This window comes from uncultured Thalassolituus sp., assembly GCF_950066645.1.
Taxonomy (GTDB): Bacteria; Pseudomonadota; Gammaproteobacteria; order Pseudomonadales; family Oceanobacteraceae; genus Thalassolituus.
Map to the genome: position 1 here is coordinate 121,847 of NZ_CATMFB010000010.1, position 15,804 is coordinate 137,650.

A 15,804-nucleotide genomic window follows, 5' to 3' on the forward strand; every position below is an offset into this window, starting at 1 on the left:
TCATCATAGCTTCACTGCAATGAAACATATGTGTCACATTGCAGGCACAAAGTAGATGTCATGAATACGGTAAAGACCAGAACCATGGCATCAGAATTATCCCGCGTCTGTATTGTGACCGAAACCTATGCGCCCGAAGTCAACGGTGTTGCTCATACCCTCTCGACCCTGGTCAATGGGATGCGCGACCGGGGAATTCAGGTTCAGATCATCCGGCCGCGTCAGAACAAACTTGATAAAGATGACGACTTCACCCTGACCTTGCCCGGCCTGCCAATTCCCGGCTACCCGGAGCTTAAATTCGGGCTCCCCTACTACCGTCGCGTACTGAACACCCTGACCCGGTTCCGTCCCGAGGCCGTGTATGTGGCCACCGAAGGGCCACTCGGATGGGTTGCAACCAAAGCCGCTGAAAAACTGGGGATCCGTGTCATCAGTGGATTCCACACTAATTTTCACCAGTACGGTAAGCACTACCGGATCGGCGCACTCGAAAACCTTGGCTACCGCTATCTGCGCTGGTTTCACAACACAACCTCCGCAACGCTTGTTCCTACGTCAGCCCAGGCCAGTGAACTCACTGCTCACGGTTTCGAGCGTGTGCGTGTGATGGCCCGTGGAGTAAACAGCCGTCAGTTCTCCCCTGATCACCGCAGCCCTGAGTTACGTGCCGGGTGGGGGGCACAACCGGAAGATCTGGTACTGCTCTACGTTGGCCGTATCGCTGCCGAGAAGAATCTCCAGCTGGTACTGCGTACCTACGAACAACTGCGTTCGCAGGATGACACGGTCAAGCTGGTGCTGGTCGGCAATGGACCAGAACTTCAGGGCATTCGCGAACGCCACCCCGAAGTGATCTGCGCAGGAGTGCGACGCGGTGAAGAGCTGTCCCGTTTTTACGCCAGTGGCGATATTTTTCTGTTTCCGAGCCTGACCGACACCTTCGGCAATGTCGTCACTGAGGCGCTCGCGTCGGGCCTGGGCCTGGTTGCCTTTGACTACGCCGCAGCCCATGAACATACCCAACACGAGAAAAGTGCCATGCTGGCCAGTTTCGGTGACGAGAAAGCCTTTATCCGTCACGCCGCCTCCCTGCTTGAGCGCCCGAATCTGCTGCGCACTATCCGCCTGCAGGCCAGACAACTGGCCTGCACTATCTCCTGGGACAGCATTATTGATGAGTTTACGCAGCACCTGAGTGCTGCCCGGACTGAGGTAACTGAAAATGGATTTAATGAAACAGCGTCAGGCAAGAGCCGAGTTTCTGTTCCGCAGAGCTGATCATTTCGAACTCAGCGTCTGCCAACGTCTTAACCGCATGGGCCACCAGCGTGCGATCCGCCTGTTTTTTAAAGGCGTAAGCCGACTGGGGGATGGTGTCTTCTGGTATACCCTGGCTCTGGCACTGCCGCTGCTGGCAGGCACCGAAGGACTGCTGGCTCTGGCGCACATCACTGTGACAGGCCTGTTGTGTCTGTTGATTTACAGCCAGTTGAAAAACCGCCTGGTTCGCCAGCGTCCCTTTATTTCATTTCCGGATATTCACGCTCATACGGCGCCGTTAGATAAGTACAGCTTTCCATCAGGGCATACGATGAATGCCGTTAACTTTGCTGTACTGTTCAGCTGGGCATACCCACCCCTGATGTGGATCGTTGTTCCCTTCGCAATCCTTGTCGGTCTGTCGCGCGTCATCCTTGGAATGCACTATCCGACCGACGTTACTGTTGGGGCGGCCCTGGGCTTTACCCTGAGTTATGGCTCTCTGATCCTGTTTCCACTTGGCATATTTGCCGGCCTGATCTGAGTTCAGAACAGGCTCAGCTGCTGCTCACTGATCTGAGGAAAGCGTCCTCCGATGCCCAGTAACCTGACGGGCTTGTCATCGCGCTGCAGGGCATCCTGCAACAGACGCCGGAACCCCTCCGGTGTTGCCTGCTCACTGACATCGGCCAATGTCGTCTGAGTAAAATCTGCAAACTTCACTTTCACGAAAGGTGCCAGTGCTTCGGGCTGCCAGGCGGTTCGTGCAACCCGTTGGCGCCAGCGCTGGTACAGATCATTCACTTCTGCGAGACAGGCATCGTGCTGAGTCAGATCCTGAGCGTACGTTCGCTCAACGCTGACAGATTTACGGGTTCGCTCCATCACCAGAGGCCTGCTGTCGATGCCCCGGCAACGCTGAAACAGATGCACACCACCCCGGCCGAAACGCCTGACCAGTTCTTTCAGTTCCCAGTCACGGGCCTCTGCACAGGTATTGATGCCGATTGCTGCAAGGCGTTTCTGAAAAGCAGGCCCCACGCCGGGGATTTTTCTGACCGGCAGGGCCGCCACAAAATCATCCACCTGTTCAGGCGGAATAACCATCTGCCCGTTGGGCTTATTCCAGTCACTCGCAACCTTTGCCAGAAACTTATTTGGTGCGGCACCGACGGATACGGTAATTCCCAGCTCACGGGCGACCCGCTCACGTATCTGGCGGGCAATGCGGTTGGCATGCTGCGACGGTTCTAGCTCCAGATAGGCTTCATCAACCGAAACCTGCTCCAGCAGTGGAGAATACTCACTGAGAATCTCCATGACGCTGGCAGAAACCTCCCGATACAAAGCCATGCGACCGGGAATGACCATCAGATCGGGACACAGTCGACGCGCTGAAGCGGTCGACATTGCCGAACGGACGCCGTACTGACGGGCGGGATAGTTGCAGGTGGCAATCACACCACGGCGGTCAGACTCACCACCGATGGCCAGAGGAATGTCGCGCAGTTCAGGTCGCTCGCGCATCTCTACTGCGGCAAAGAAACAATCACAATCAATATGCAGAACTTTACGACCGGAATCACTCATAACCGCCACCGCCATACACTGTATATAAAAACAGTATACTGTCATTCTACAGAAAGCAAGACGGCCAGTGCGCTTTTCAGTTAATGCCCATGTCCTGAGAAAGCTGGCGGATATCCTTTAAGGGAGGTGCACCGAACAACCGGCTGTATTCCCGACTGAACTGCGACGGGCTCTCATAACCGACTTCGTAGGCCGCGCGGGAGGCATCGACCTGCCCGGCGAGCATCAGCCGGCGCGCCTCGTTGAGACGTATTTTCTTCTGGAACTGCAACGGCGACATCGCCGTCATTGCGCGGAAATGACTGTGAAAAGAAGACACACTCATGCCCGCGTGCTGCGCCAGCTCTTCGACTTTTACCGGCCGGCTGAAATTCGCTTTCAGCCAGTCGACCACTTTTGAAATCTGATAACTGTGATTACCGCTGGTGACCAGATTCCGCAGGCGTGGCCCCTGATCACTCTGCAGTAAGCGATAGTAGATTTCCTGCTTAATCAGGGGGGCAAGTGCGGCTATGTCCTGTGGCTGCTCAAGTAACGACAGCAACCGCGTGAAGGCTCCCTTCAGGGGCTCCGTCAGTTGACCGACCGCTACACCGCGTTTATCTCCGGGCGTCACACTGTCCAACGGAGGATGATCGACCATCAGCTGCGAGATCACCCGAAGGTCCAGCTCCATTGTAAGACTGACGAAAGGCCGCTCTTCGCTGGCCTCCAGAATCTGGGACACCACCGGCAATTCGAGTGAGGTAATCAGAAAATGATCGGCGTCGTACACAAACGCCTCTTCGCCCAGAAACAGTCGTTTACTCCCTTGCCCGATCAGACAGATACTTGGCGCAAGCATGTAACTGACAGGCGCCGTTGGTTGCGTCCAGCGATGCAGGCTGAGTCCCTCAACGTCAGTGTCGAGGTGGAACTTCTGTTCAATCCGGGAAGCAATCAACCCGGCCAGTGAGTTGCCGGCGTCGTGTTTTCTGGAGGATACATCAGTCATTTTCAATCAGTACCAATAGCAACAGGGAAGCCTCTCAGATGATAGCACCGGGTGTCCGGCAGGCGAACCTGTGTATCCACAGTTTTGTAGAATCAGGCAAGAATGACCTATGATCCAGCAAGAGACTGGCCAGTCTCGCCTGTGCCCTGTTAACCTGCCTTCTACTCCATCAGGTTCGCTACTATGTTCGTTTTACGGCCCCTTCTGGTTCTGCTTTTTCTGATACTGTCTGGTTGCGCATCATATTCATCGCTTCCCGACAGCTACCGCAGTGCGCAGATGCCGGCCGCCAGCGGCCAGATGCCCCGCCAGGATTATCCGGACGGCGACAGCAACATACTCAGTCTGCTATACGGGCAGTATCAGGAATGGCAGGGCACTCCCTACCGCTGGGGTGGAGAAACCCGGGGTGGCATCGACTGCTCTGGACTGGTGCAGGTGACGTACCGCGACCTGTTTGGTGTGAGTCTGCCCCGCTCAACCGCCCAACAGGTCCACGCGGGCGACTTTGTCTCCCGCGATCAGTTACAACCGGGCGACCTGATCTTTTTCCGCACAGGCTTTGATAACCGCCATGTTGGCATATACATGGAAGGCGAGCGCTTTATGCATGCTTCAGCGAATGGCGGTGTGATGATTTCTGATCTTAATGATCCGTACTGGCGCCAGCATTACTGGAAAGCCAAACGCATTCCCTCTGAGTGACTCAGTTTACATCGACCTGAATCGCCTTGTACGCGAGCATTGAGCCGTCCTACTGCTGTTCCACCGCAAACTGGTAATCCTCATAACCGTCTGACGGAAACACGGTATCCCGGCTGTTCGTAGTATCTTTTGACTGCCCGGTGTAGTCCGAGTGGTTCTCATAGATGTCGTTGCAGAGATCGTCGTCAAAGCAGAATTGCGACACCAGCTGCTGAGTTCCGGCCAGCACAATCCGGAAATGAATATGCGTCGTACGGCTGGGATACCAGCCCGGGAAACACGCCTTAAAGTACACGTTGCCATCGCTGTCGGTGGTTTTAATGCCCCGGAACCAGCGCGCAGCCAGAGCCTCACTGTCGTTGTCTGTACAGAACGACGTGCTGAACCGGCTTGCCGAGCCGGTACTGTCGGAATTATCCCCCGAATAAAGCCCTTCTGCGTTACACCACCAGACTTCAATCTGCGCGTTCTCTATCGGCTGGCAATTGTTATCCACCAGCTTCAGCGCCAGCGTCATGGGCACCCCATTCTCCGGATCAGGGCACGACGGGTTGCTGATATGCACAAATCTTTCATCTTTCTGTTCTCCTCCACCAGACCGCAACAGGCTAAAGCGGAAATGCACAGGAAATATCAACCCAGCGTTAGGATTTTGCAAAGACCCTGCCCCCTGCGGCCGTGGCTCACACCCGCGCTTTCTGATACCTTTTGCCGCCAGATAATAAAGGAGCCACGCATGACTGATTTTCATACCGCCAAAGACGCATTTTTTACTTCTGTTGCCAGCGACGAGCATGTGTTTTCTGACACTCTGGCATTTATTGAAACCTGGTATGACTTCACCCCAACAGGCTTTAATAACGGGGGTGTTGTGAATGCTGCGGATCAGAATCAGGGCAGCGCAAAAGTGTTTGCCCTGGGCCAGCTGCTCCAGCTGGATAAAGACACCACGTTGCGCCTGTTTGGTGAGCACTACCGTGATGTCGTGGCAACGCCTGACGTCGACAACCATCACAACCTGCGCCGTGTATTACGCGAGGGTACCAGCAACATTACGTTCGATCAGTTCCCGCTGAAGGCAAAAGCATGAACCGCCTGACGAACAGCTGGGCTGTTTCGACCTGGGCACAGCGGGTCGGACTGTTACTGGCGATCGCCAGCTATATCATTCTCTGGCCTGGGATTACCGAGCCTATCATGACCATCAAAGCCTCAATGAGCATGTTTGGCATGAAGGCAGAGCTGTTCAATGAGACGCGTTCCATCTGGGAAACCGTCGTCACCCTGAACAAACAGGGCTACGCGCTGGTTGCATTTCTCATTGTCACCTTCAGTGTGGTGATCCCGGTGCTGAAAGGGCTGATGATTCTGTTTACCTGGCTCTGGCCGACGGAGCTGCGCTGGAAGATAGTTGCAGCCGTCAGCAAGTGGTCGATGGTCGACGTTTTTGTCGTCGGTATTCTGGTGGCTTTCCTGACCGCCAAAGCGACTGCTGAGTTGCAGGCGAGCCTGCTCGAAGGCTTCTGGTGGTTCCTCGGCTTCTGCCTTCTGTCCATTATTTCCGGGCAGCTGCTGGCAGCCACCCGACGCACCTGAGTGGTCTATACTGGGGGCTGTTTCCGCACAGAGGAAGGCCCCCGGTGACCGATATCGCGCTTCATCATATTCTCCTGAAAAGCCCATTACTGGCAGAAGATATTCTGAATGAACTCAGTCTGGGTGCCCGTTTTGAAGATCTCGCCAATGAGCACTCTGCCTGCCCATCCGGCAAACAGCAGGGCTTTGCCGGATTCCACGATGGCGACCGCCTGCCACCTGAGCTTTATCAGGCGCTGCTGGATTACGACGGTACATCCCCGTGGATTGGCCCGGTGCGGACCCGCTATGGCTATCATGTAATCCGGCCAGCAGGTCAGATTGGCGAAAACCGGGTCCGGATCGATGATCCTGACGCCGTCAGCTCTGAGTCAGAACACTGAGCAAGGCAGCATCGGCGGACGCAGCACCATAGACGGTTCTGACAAGCGACATCTCGCCCCAGCAGATAAATTCCAGCCGTGGCAGGCGAATCTGCCATTGCGGCACGCCCTGATGATCCGCCAGCTGAGTAATACCGTCCGCTTCGCCTTCAGCCGCTTCCGTCCAGTCAAAGTCAAACTCTGACGTCAGCCGGCAGACAGCGAACGTTCGTGGTGCCGACAGGAAATCCCGTGCAACTTCATACACCAGCCAGTGTGGCGACATATCGTCGCCACGACTGATGAGAAAACAGTTATCGGCCTGCGCCTGAGTGTCTGCCTCCGGAAAGCTCATACCGGCGACCCGATACCGGACAGACGACAGAGCACCCGAAGAAATGCTTCGCACGCAAACACCGATGCTGACTCATTCATGGTGTGGTACCCAGTGGTCGGAATCTGCAGTGTCGTACCGTCCACCAGGCCACCAGACGACGCTGTAATACGTCCCATTTCGGTGGAACCCAGCGACTTGGGCGGCAAGCCCTGTGCGGCAAGCTTCTGGTTCTCAGCCTGAATGTAGTCATCCTTAAACTGGTAACTGATGCCCAGCTCATCGCAGGTATCGGCCAGCTGCTGAGTCATTGCCGGGTTAAACGCCGCGTTAGCATCACGATGACGCAGCACCAGAGTCTGCGCACGCGCCGCTGCAGTGTCGGGGAAAGGACTGGTATCCACCACCACCAGCTGGTTGGTTGAACCACCAAAACGACGGAACCACTCCAGCAGGTAACGCCAGCTCCGCCCGGCTTCCTCCTGAGCGGTAAAAAATGCAGTGCCCTGAAAGCCCAGTTCGAACAGATATACCAACATGGCCGCCGTCAGTACGTTATCCAGCTGACCGGTAAGGCTGTCTTCAGTAATTCTCAGATCGTCATGAAACGCCACCGGCGTGCCTGCCACCAGATGACTCATGCCATCCAGCTCAAAAATCAGGTTGTTACGGTACGGACAGACGTAGGTATTGCGTATACGACCACGACCACGATAAGCGCCAGACCAGGGCTCATAGGCGTACACACTCTCGTCACCGAAACGATCGACGATCATTTTCATCAGTTCTTCAGAAACTGAGTTACCCAACAGGTCTGAACGTCCGCCAGAGACGAACGCCGCATACTGAAACTCATCCGGCCCGGTACAGACCAGACCATGACGGTCGATGTGGGCCGAGAACATAATGGAATCGGGCTGATTGCCCTGAGCCACCAGTAAGCCTTCATACCAGGTGACATTGGCACCGCGCTCTTCCAGCTCACGCTGAAGGACACGGAAGAAAGAATGCTCTGCGCCTACCACAGACGGGCTGCGCACTAATATTTTGAGAATATCCTGAAATGACTCGCCGAGCACCGGCCCCACCTCCAAAAAACAACCGGGGCTTACTGCCCCGGTTCAGCATCACTGTAGTCTATATCCATTCCCAGAAGTTCACGTATCCGTGACTGTTCGAGTATACGTTCTGCACGACGACGCTTCTTGTCGTAGTCCATGCTGCGCCCCTGGGGTTTGCGCTCTGGCCAGCCTTGATCGTCTGACCAGTTATCATCGTCAAAACCGTGTTTTTTCACAGAGCCTCCGCGAAGTAAAGACACTTGTAAGACAGGCGCATAGTTTCACCTCAAAATGCAGGGGTAAAACGAAATAATTTTATCTACGGGATAAGCAAATATTCTGGCCCCCCCCCATGATGGGTGATAGGATGCTCAGACTCTTGGGGGAGTAATCTGCCTTCCGGTGTCTGTATCAACATAATTGAACCTCATTGTTCATGGTGCAGGCGTCCCGCACGCGGGATTGATGAGACCTGAGACACGACTGCAGTCGCTGGGCGATGCTGCAGGCGTGTCTTATGGAAACCATCATCGCCCGGTACTTTTTATGTCTGACTTTTCATTTCTGAGCGATTCACCCTTCGTTGCCTCTACACTGGCTGTCACCCTGGCAGAAATCGGCGATAAGACCCAGTTGTTATCTCTGCTACTGATCGCACGCTTCCGCAATCGAACGGCCATCATTGCCGGTATTCTGCTGGCGACGCTGATCAATCATGGTCTGTCGGCCTGGGGCGGGCTGTGGCTGGGCCAGACCATGGATACGTTTTTCAGCAGTGATACTGCCAGCTGGATTCTGGTCGCGTCCTTTCTGCTGATGGCCGGTTGGGTGCTGATCCCCGATAAAGAAGATGATGGCACATCGGAATACGGTCAGTGGGGCGCATTTATCGCCACCACACTGCTCTTTTTTCTGGCAGAAATCGGCGACAAAACCCAGGTAGCAACTGTATTACTGGCCGCTGAATTTCAGGACGTACTCTGGGTCACGGCAGGAACAACCCTGGGCATGATGCTGGCCAACGTGCCTGTCATCCTCTGGGGCAATGCACTGATGCAACGGCTGCCACTGACGCTGGCGCGCTACATTACCTGCGCGATATTTCTGGCACTCGCGGCCTGGGTTGCTGCGGGTCTGCTGTAACCAGAACAAAGGATGCTTATGGTATGGAGAAAATTATTTCTCTGTACCCCCTCACGGGTGTTGCGTACAAGGGCTCTTCGCTTTTAAGGACGCCCGATGAACGCGCCAGTACTCAACCACTTTCTGATTTTTTCCCGCATCGCTGAGCGCCTGCGCTCACACGGTTATTGTGTCATCGACCAGGCATTCGATCCGGCACTGACAAACAGCCTGCAGCAGTATGCCGCAGAGCTGCAAGCTGAGGGTGATATGCAGCGGGCCGGCATCGGTCGTGGCGACGACCAGATACTGAAAAGTGATGTCCGCAAAGACCGCATTCACTGGCTGACCGCAGGCACCCCTGCAGCAGCACAATGGCTGACAACCATGGAAAGTATGCGCCTCTTCCTGAATCAGGAGCTGCTCCTTGGCCTGTTTTCTTACGAGAGCCACATTGCGCACTACGCCCCCGGAGATTTCTATCGTAAACATCTGGATGCCTTTCGGGGCGAATCTAACCGGGTTCTCAGTACGGTGTACTATCTCAATGCCGACTGGCAGCCGGAAAACGGTGGAGAGCTGGTGATTTATGACACAGACGACCGTGAACTGGAGCGGGTCAGCCCTGCGTTTAACCGTCTGGTGATCTTTCTGTCAGAAGAGTTTCCCCATGAGGTGAAACCGGCCCTCGCAGACCGCTACAGCATCGCAGGCTGGTTCCGCCTCAATGGCTCAAACCGGGACAGAGTCGATCCTCCGCGCTGATTACTGGCAAGGCGCTCAGGGAGAGCTATTCTTTAACGAGACATACTCCCTGGAGCCTTTTTATGAACTGGTCCGATCTGAGCATTGCTCACAAGCTCCGACTGCCTCTGATAGTCGTCGCCGTCCTTGTGATACTGCTGTCTGCTCTGCAACTCAACAGTTTCAGCCGTATTACTGAGGGTTCGAATAACATCGAAGCCGTGATAATTCCGGCCCTCGATAAAGCACTGAACGCCGACCGTGACCTGTACCAGGCCCAGATTGCTGAACGCAGTATGGCCATGGGTGGCAGTGTTGCCGATTACGCCGAGAGCCATGCAGAAAACCTGGATCAGGTGGCCGGGCGTATCACCGCGATCACCGAAATGCAGGTCAGCGCTGACATACGCAACAACGCTCAGCGCTTTCTTACTGCGTTTAATGAATGGCGCCCGAAATCTGAAAAGCTGATCAAAAATCTGCGCAATGGCGCAACAGGCACAGCCGAAGCGACCCGCCTGAGCACCGGCCCACTGGCCGATGAATTTGAAGCCATGCGCGAAATTCTTGATACCCTGGGCGAAGGTATCGGGGCTGAGATCGCCCGCCTGCACAAAGACAATAAAGACGTGCAGAGCAGCAGCAGCCGCGACATGCTGATCCTCTCTCTGATATCTATCGGGATTATTGTGGCCATTCTGCTGATACTGCCACCACTGATTCTGGCGCCTGTCCGTCGCATCACTCAGTCTCTGACTGACCTGGCCAAAGGCGAAGGCGATCTGACCCGCCGTCTGCCAGTCGATGGCAGAGATGAAATCGGCCGGATGGCCTGCAGCTTTAATAGCTTTCTGGAAGGAATGCAGGGTCTGATCCGTAATATTCAGAAGGTCGCACACGACGTGTCTGAAACATCCGTCAAACTCGAGTCTGGTGTGCGCAGTACCAGTGACATTTCCACGCACTATGTCCGCGAACTTGAGCATGTTGCTAACGCAAACAATGAGATGGCGCTGGCCATTGACGAAGTCTCCCGCTCTACCTCGGATGTCACAGATGAAGCACGCTCTGCAGACACCCGCGTCAAAGAGGTTGCCAGTCAGTTCCGGGCCGCGGTGACTGACATCACCACCCTGGCCGGTACCGTTAACGACGCCTCTCAGGTCATTCGCGAACTGGAAGCCGAAACCACCAGTATCGTCTCACTGCTTGATGTGATTAAGGGAATTGCCGAACAGACCAACCTGCTCGCACTTAATGCAGCCATTGAAGCCGCCCGCGCTGGTGAACAGGGCCGTGGTTTTGCTGTGGTTGCTGACGAAGTACGCACTCTGGCAGGTAAAACCCAGCAGGCGACCAGCGATATCAACAATATGATTGAGCGCCTTCAGTCGGGTGTGCAGAAAGCCGTTACCAGTATGCAGGGCGGTGAAGAAGCGGCAGGAAAAACCGTCGATGCAGCGCGCGACTCAGAGAAAAATATCAGTGAAATTTCTGGTGCTCTGCTACGAATCAGCGATCGGGTGCTTCAGGTGGCGACTGCCATTGAAGAGCAGACCAGTGTGATTAACGGCATCAATCACAATCTGGAAGAAGCACGTCAGATGAGTAAGAAAGGAATGCAGGGAACTGAGGCTCTCGTGGACTCAGTCGGAAATCTGAACCGCGCTTCCAACGTCATGCAGGAAAGCATCGCCAACTTCCGGGTATAACACTGTTCCGCGCCAGCATCGCTGGCGCGGAATCGCTTCACGCAAACACGACCGCCAGCCACGACAGCGCACTGTGCGCCTTCGCCGTTCCGATCAGGTAAGCAAACACCACCAGCGCTGCAACAAACATCTTCAGGCTGGCCTTTTTCATAGCGATGACACCCAGCACCACATAAACCACCAGCCCCAGGAATTTTGCCGTCACCCAACCGTCGGTAAACGGGTATTGCTGCAGCTGCAGACACAGCATGGCTGCAGTAATCAGCAACAACGCATTAATACCGTGCGTTACGATATTAAGAACCTTATTACTGTTGAGCGCTGGCTTGTAATAAGCCAGAGCAAAACGCAGAACAAAGAGAATCACGGAGAGATAGGCAAACCCCATATGGGAATGCTTAAGAGCCATATACATTGCTATAACCTTATTTTTCTTTATTTAGCCCACTAGAGGCGTCCAGTAACCAGCGTTACCCAGCATTAATTCACAACAACCTGAGCCCCCTGTTCAGGCTGATGACCGGCCTGACAGACGGCGGCCAAGCATAGCAGATTGTTCCGGCTGGCAACTGACAGAAATCAAACTTCGAGCCAGAAGGTCACAGGGCCGTCATTGACGAGGCTCACCTGCATATCAGCACCAAACTGGCCTGTGGCAACAGTGACCTTCTGCGCCGCCTGTGCACTGAAGTAATCGTACAGAAGCTCTGCATCCGCCGGGGCTGCCGCCGTTGAGAATCCGGGCCGGGTTCCCTTACGGGTATCGGCGGCCAGCGTAAATTGTGACACCACCAACATCTCTCCCCCGACATCCATCAGACTCAGATTCATGCGACCTTCGGGGTCACTGAACACCCGATAGTTGAGTACTTTTTTCAGCAACCGGTCTGCCTTCTCTTCTGAATCGCCTTTCTGAACCCCCAACAGCACGAGCAGCCCGGGGCCAGTCTGCCCCACTACATTGTCCGAGACAGTCACGGACGCAGACCGCACTCTCTGAATTAAGGCAATCATATTTGTATCTCCTGTGTTTGCCGCGGCAGGATAGCGCGTTCTATACTCAGAGCAAGCACACAGGGAGAACCAATATGCTGAGCCATGCCGGCCTGATTACCGCAGCCATAGTGACCACACTGGGCCTGACATTACCTGCCCTTGCCGAAACCCGGGTATATATCACCAAAGACGCCGACGGCAATCCCGTGTTCAGCGACAGGCGCACGCAGGGTTCGGAAGCCCACATAGTACGTGAACTTCCTTCCATGCCGGCCTTTGAAGCTGAAACCACCACTCCCACGGCGGCCCCGGCAGAGCGTAATCAGGATCAGTTTTCCTACACCAGCCTGACGATAGTGTCGCCCGCAGCCGGAGCAACCCTGCCCACAGGTCAGGCGGGCAATCTCGAAGTCTCGGGAGTCCTCAGCCCTGGTCTGCGCGACAGTGACAGCCTGGTACTGGTACAAAATGGTGTTGAGGTCGCCAGTGGCCGCCAGACGGCCTTTCAGCTGAACAACATGAACCGCGGTGAACACGAGCTACAGATGCTGGTGAAAAACGCACAGGGGAAGACAATCATACGCAGCCAGACCGTCACAATTTTCGTTCAGCGCAATTCATCCCTCGCCAGATAAGCACCAAATAGATCCACATTTTTGATGGATCGCATCATTATGGTGCGATTTTTCCTGTATATTTTTTCTTCTGACCAAGTTAGCAGCATGAAGAATCGGCTTCCGCGCCATTTCTGTGCATGACAGGAATATGGCTTGTTTTTTGCTGTAACGGATGCAAACGGAGACAACTATGCTGGCCAACGCAATCACCAATCAACGTCTGCTGGATCACCTGAACACTGGGGTGCTGCTGCTGGATGCCGATCTGCTCGTCATCTACATGAACCCCGCCGCAGAAGCATTATTGGAGATGAGCGGCTCAAGAGGCCTTGGCACCCCCTTTCCCGAACTGGCCCACGAATCCGATGAGTCCACGGCGTCTCTGCAGGAATCCCTGATCACCGGGCACTCGTTCACCAAGCGCGAAGCCACGATTCATCTGCACAATATGCAGGCGATCACTCTGGATTACAGTGTCAGTCCGATTTCGCATCCCGAGACCCGCCTTCCCTGCCTGCTGATTGAACTTCAGGGGCGCGACCGGCTGATGCGTATCAGTCGTGAAGAGCAGTTAATCGCCAAACAGGAAACAACACGCAGTCTGGTGCGGGGCCTTGCTCACGAGATTAAAAACCCGCTGGGCGGAATCCGCGGTGCCGCACAGCTGCTAGAGCGGGAATTGCCCGAAAATGATATGCGTGAATACACCAATATCATTATCGAAGAAGCTGACCGCCTTCGCGATCTGGTCGACCGCCTGTTAGGGCCCCGCGCCATCCCGAAATGCGAAGAAGTAAATATTCACGAAGTGCTCGAGCGTGTGTGTCAGCTGATTGAAGTTGAATCGGCCAACCAGATCAGACTTACCCGCGACTACGATCCTTCGATTCCGGAACTGGAAGCAGATAAAGGCCAGCTGATCCAGGCGTTGCTTAATATCTGTCGTAACGCAATGCAGGCGATGCTGGAAAACCCCGGGCAGAGCGAGCGCCCTGCCCTGCATATTAAAACCCGTACTATCCGTCAGTTTACGATCGGTCACCACCGCCATCGCCTGGTAGCCCAGATCGATATTACCGATAACGGCCCGGGGATTCCCGAGGGCATCCGCGAAGATCTGTTTTATCCCATGGTCAGCGGTCGTGCAGAAGGCACAGGCCTGGGCCTGTCTATTTCGCAATCCATTATTAATCAGAGCAACGGCATTATTGAATTTACCTCCACTGCCGGATGCACCACATTCTCAATCTATTTACCTTTGGAACCGCTATGAGCACTGTCTGGATCATTGATGATGATAAATCCATCCGTTGGGTTCTCGAAAAAGCCCTGCAACAGGCGAATATCCAGACCCGCGTATTTGAGCAGGCGGAACCAGCGTTAAATCAGCTCCGCCGCGAGCATCCGGATGCCATCATTACCGATATCCGTATGCCCGGTATGGACGGCCTGACACTGCTAAAGCACGCCAATGAAGCGCACCCGGATCTGCCTGTGATTATCATGACAGCGCACTCCGATCTTGAAAGTGCCGTTTCGTCCTATCAGAGCGGCGCGTTCGAATATCTACCTAAGCCATTTGATGTCGATGAAGCAGTCAGCCTGATCCAGAGAGCGATTGATCATTTCGCTGAAATTTCGGCACAGGCGCCGGCTGAAATTCCGGATATGCCGACGCAGGAAATCATCGGTGAAGCGCCAGCCATGCAGGAAGTTTTCCGCGCGATCGGCCGGCTCTCACAAAGCAATATTACGGTTCTGATCAACGGTGAATCCGGTACCGGTAAAGAACTGGTTGCACATGCCCTGCACAAACACAGCCCACGCTCATCCGAACCTTTTATCGCACTTAACATGGCGGCGATTCCGAAAGATCTGATCGAGTCTGAACTGTTCGGCCACGAAAAAGGCTCATTTACCGGAGCCGGTGGGCAGCGTCGCGGGCGCTTTGAACAAGCCAATGGCGGCACTCTGTTTCTTGACGAAATCGGGGACATGCCCGCTGACACTCAGACCCGGCTGCTGCGTGTTCTCGCCGACGGTGAGTTCTATCGCGTCGGGGGCACAACACCGGTCAAAGTAAACGTCCGTATTATTGCCGCGACTCACCAGAACCTGGAAACACTGGTAAAAGAAGGCCGCTTCCGGGAAGACCTTTTTCACCGCCTGAATGTGATCCGCATTCACCTTCCTCGTCTGGCAGACCGCCGTGAGGACATACCGAAACTGCTGACGCATTTCCTGAAGCGCGCTGCCGAAGAGCTGGAGGTCGAATACAAGACTCTGCGTCCGGAAACCGAGGAGTTTCTGAGCACTCTGGACTGGCCAGGTAACGTTCGTCAGCTGGAAAATACCTGCCGCTGGATCACAGTAATGGCGTCTGGTCGCGAAGTTCTGATCAATGACCTTCCACCAGAATTGCTGGAGCAGAAGAGTGACGTTCAGACGTCAGGCAACTGGGAACAGAGCCTGCGCTTCTGGGCCGACCAGCAGCTGGCGAGTGGTGTTGATCACCTGCTGGACACTGCTGTGCCCGCCTTTGAACGAATTATGATTGAAACAGCGCTGAAACATACGGCTGGCCGTCGTCGTGATGCCGCCAACCTGCTTGGCTGGGGTCGTAATACTCTGACACGCAAAATTAAAGAGCTGCAGATGGACACTGACGAACATCACGATGATGACGACAGTGAGGAATAACAGACGCT

Annotated in this window: 20 protein-coding genes; 12 read left to right on the forward strand and 8 right to left on the reverse strand. The window is 54.8% G+C overall.

Annotation, left to right across the window (positions count from 1 at the left end; genetic code table 11):
* Window positions 1–84 precede the first annotated feature (84 nt).
* Both Q1L85_RS10735 and Q1L85_RS10740 read left to right on the forward strand, forming a co-directional pair.
* Entirely contained in the window at window positions 85–1,281 is a 1,197-nt protein-coding gene (locus Q1L85_RS10735) for a glycosyltransferase family 1 protein (RefSeq protein ID WP_300424262.1), read from the forward strand.
* Window positions 1,226–1,807: a phosphatase PAP2 family protein gene (locus Q1L85_RS10740; RefSeq protein WP_300424264.1), complete on the forward strand. Its 582-nt coding sequence runs from the start codon at window positions 1,226–1,228 to the stop codon at window positions 1,805–1,807. Before Q1L85_RS10735 ends, Q1L85_RS10740 begins: the two co-directional genes overlap by 56 nt.
* Before the next feature lie 2 nt (window positions 1,808–1,809).
* Here the strand turns inward: Q1L85_RS10740 and dinB are convergent, their stop codons facing one another.
* Window positions 1,810–2,853, reverse strand: coding sequence for a DNA polymerase IV (gene dinB, locus Q1L85_RS10745; RefSeq protein WP_300424266.1), 1,044 nt, complete (start codon window positions 2,851–2,853; stop codon window positions 1,810–1,812).
* A 76-nt stretch (window positions 2,854–2,929) separates the two neighbouring features.
* A complete protein-coding gene (locus Q1L85_RS10750; RefSeq protein WP_300424268.1) occupies window positions 2,930–3,847 on the reverse strand; it encodes an AraC family transcriptional regulator in 918 nt (305 codons plus the stop codon).
* 183 nt (window positions 3,848–4,030) lie between these two features.
* Here Q1L85_RS10750 and Q1L85_RS10755 point away from each other — a divergent pair, with 183 nt between their 5' ends.
* Window positions 4,031–4,552: a C40 family peptidase gene (locus Q1L85_RS10755; RefSeq protein ID WP_300424270.1), complete on the forward strand. Its 522-nt coding sequence runs from the start codon at window positions 4,031–4,033 to the stop codon at window positions 4,550–4,552.
* 49 nt (window positions 4,553–4,601) lie between these two features.
* Here Q1L85_RS10755 and Q1L85_RS10760 read toward each other — a convergent pair whose 3' ends face one another.
* A complete protein-coding gene (locus Q1L85_RS10760; RefSeq protein WP_300424271.1) occupies window positions 4,602–5,117 on the reverse strand; it encodes a hypothetical protein in 516 nt (171 codons plus the stop codon).
* A gap of 171 nt (window positions 5,118–5,288) precedes the next feature.
* Between Q1L85_RS10760 and Q1L85_RS10765 the strand changes: the two genes are divergently transcribed.
* From Q1L85_RS10765 to Q1L85_RS10775, 3 genes are read left to right on the forward strand one after another with little or no spacing between them, the layout of a single operon-like run.
* Window positions 5,289–5,642 carry a HopJ type III effector protein gene (locus tag Q1L85_RS10765; RefSeq protein ID WP_300424272.1) on the forward strand — a complete coding sequence of 118 codons (354 nt, stop codon included), beginning with the start codon at window positions 5,289–5,291 and terminating at the stop codon, window positions 5,640–5,642.
* A complete protein-coding gene (locus Q1L85_RS10770) occupies window positions 5,639–6,148 on the forward strand; it encodes a paraquat-inducible protein A (RefSeq protein ID WP_300424273.1) in 510 nt (169 codons plus the stop codon). Before Q1L85_RS10765 ends, Q1L85_RS10770 begins: the two co-directional genes overlap by 4 nt.
* 44 nt (window positions 6,149–6,192) lie before the next feature.
* Window positions 6,193–6,531: a peptidylprolyl isomerase gene (locus Q1L85_RS10775; protein WP_300424274.1), complete on the forward strand. Its 339-nt coding sequence runs from the start codon at window positions 6,193–6,195 to the stop codon at window positions 6,529–6,531.
* Here Q1L85_RS10775 and Q1L85_RS10780 read toward each other — a convergent pair.
* From Q1L85_RS10780 to Q1L85_RS10790, 3 genes are read right to left on the reverse strand one after another with little or no spacing between them, the layout of a single operon-like run.
* Entirely contained in the window at window positions 6,509–6,865 is a 357-nt protein-coding gene (locus Q1L85_RS10780; RefSeq protein ID WP_300424276.1) for a hypothetical protein, read from the reverse strand. The genes Q1L85_RS10775 and Q1L85_RS10780 overlap by 23 nt on opposite strands.
* Window positions 6,862–7,923: a peptidase M42 gene (locus Q1L85_RS10785; protein ID WP_300424278.1), complete on the reverse strand. Its 1,062-nt coding sequence runs from the start codon at window positions 7,921–7,923 to the stop codon at window positions 6,862–6,864. The genes Q1L85_RS10780 and Q1L85_RS10785 overlap by 4 nt, the downstream gene beginning before the upstream one ends.
* 29 nt (window positions 7,924–7,952) lie before the next feature.
* Window positions 7,953–8,141 carry a hypothetical protein gene (locus Q1L85_RS10790; protein ID WP_300424280.1) on the reverse strand — a complete coding sequence of 63 codons (189 nt, stop codon included), beginning with the start codon at window positions 8,139–8,141 and terminating at the stop codon, window positions 7,953–7,955.
* 310 nt (window positions 8,142–8,451) lie between these two features.
* On the opposite strand from Q1L85_RS10790, the gene Q1L85_RS10795 reads away from it, so the two are divergent.
* The 3 genes from Q1L85_RS10795 to Q1L85_RS10805 all read left to right on the forward strand — a co-directional run bounded on the left by Q1L85_RS10795 (window position 8,452) and on the right by Q1L85_RS10805 (window position 11,483).
* Complete coding sequence (locus Q1L85_RS10795) at window positions 8,452–9,048, forward strand: TMEM165/GDT1 family protein (protein WP_300424282.1); 597 nt, start codon at window positions 8,452–8,454, stop codon at window positions 9,046–9,048.
* Window positions 9,049–9,144: 96 nt separating this feature from the next.
* Window positions 9,145–9,792 carry a 2OG-Fe(II) oxygenase gene (locus Q1L85_RS10800; protein WP_300424284.1) on the forward strand — a complete coding sequence of 216 codons (648 nt, stop codon included), beginning with the start codon at window positions 9,145–9,147 and terminating at the stop codon, window positions 9,790–9,792.
* A gap of 62 nt (window positions 9,793–9,854) precedes the next feature.
* Window positions 9,855–11,483: a methyl-accepting chemotaxis protein gene (locus Q1L85_RS10805; protein ID WP_300424285.1), complete on the forward strand. Its 1,629-nt coding sequence runs from the start codon at window positions 9,855–9,857 to the stop codon at window positions 11,481–11,483.
* A 37-nt stretch (window positions 11,484–11,520) separates the two neighbouring features.
* On the opposite strand, the gene Q1L85_RS10810 is transcribed toward Q1L85_RS10805, so the two are convergent.
* Window positions 11,521–11,898 (reverse strand): SirB2 family protein, encoded by a 378-nt coding sequence (locus Q1L85_RS10810; RefSeq protein ID WP_300424287.1) that lies wholly within the window; start codon window positions 11,896–11,898, stop codon window positions 11,521–11,523.
* A 164-nt stretch (window positions 11,899–12,062) separates the two neighbouring features.
* A complete protein-coding gene (gene dtd / locus Q1L85_RS10815; protein ID WP_300424289.1) occupies window positions 12,063–12,497 on the reverse strand; it encodes a D-aminoacyl-tRNA deacylase in 435 nt (144 codons plus the stop codon).
* Between the two features lie 74 nt (window positions 12,498–12,571).
* Between dtd and Q1L85_RS10820 the strand changes: the two genes are divergently transcribed.
* The 3 genes from Q1L85_RS10820 to ntrC all read left to right on the forward strand — a co-directional run bounded on the left by Q1L85_RS10820 (window position 12,572) and on the right by ntrC (window position 15,796).
* On the forward strand, window positions 12,572–13,114 hold the full coding sequence (locus tag Q1L85_RS10820) for a hypothetical protein (protein ID WP_300424290.1): 543 nt from the start codon (window positions 12,572–12,574) through the stop codon (window positions 13,112–13,114).
* Window positions 13,115–13,286: 172 nt separating this feature from the next.
* On the forward strand, window positions 13,287–14,369 hold the full coding sequence (glnL, locus tag Q1L85_RS10825) for a nitrogen regulation protein NR(II) (RefSeq protein ID WP_300424291.1): 1,083 nt from the start codon (window positions 13,287–13,289) through the stop codon (window positions 14,367–14,369).
* Window positions 14,366–15,796: a nitrogen regulation protein NR(I) gene (ntrC, locus tag Q1L85_RS10830; RefSeq protein ID WP_300424292.1), complete on the forward strand. Its 1,431-nt coding sequence runs from the start codon at window positions 14,366–14,368 to the stop codon at window positions 15,794–15,796. The genes glnL and ntrC overlap by 4 nt, the downstream gene beginning before the upstream one ends.
* Window positions 15,797–15,804 lie beyond the last annotated feature (8 nt).